This window comes from Saccharothrix sp. ST-888, from assembly GCF_000955975.1.
GTDB lineage: Bacteria > Actinomycetota > Actinomycetes > Streptomycetales > Streptomycetaceae > Kitasatospora.
Genome location: NZ_JYJF01000528.1, coordinates 1 through 366, shown reverse-complemented (window position 1 = coordinate 366; position 366 = coordinate 1). Strand labels below are relative to the sequence as shown.

1 protein-coding gene is annotated in these 366 nt (G+C 75.4%); it reads left to right on the top strand.

Annotated elements, in window-relative coordinates:
- Positions 1 to 183 precede the first annotated feature (183 nt).
- A partial coding sequence (locus UK12_RS43945) for a hypothetical protein (protein WP_045307022.1) occupies positions 184 to 366 on the top strand: 183 nt, incomplete at its 3' end.

Here is a 366-nt window from a genome sequence, read left to right as displayed (position 1 = left end):
GTACAACTGCGAGCACCTGATCCAGGCCCCGGCCGTGCTGGCCGACCAAACCCGCGCCGCGTCCGCTGTGCGGACCTTCCTGTCGACCACCAGCGAGCCTGTCGGCGTGCCCGGTGATGCGCGCCGGCCGGCGTATCCGCTGCACGACCAGTACGAGCGCACGATCGGGCACGAGCCGAGCGCGTGGCCGCCGCCCCCCCCGGCTTCGACCCCGCCGAGGACCCGGCGCCCTGCGCCGAGATCTGCCGCCCCCTGGACGCTCTGCCGCTTGCCATCGAACTGGCCCCCCCCCGGCTCCGCGCGCTTACCCCCCGCCAGCTCTCGCACCGCCTCGACGGCCGGCACTCCCTCACCCCACCCGGTTCC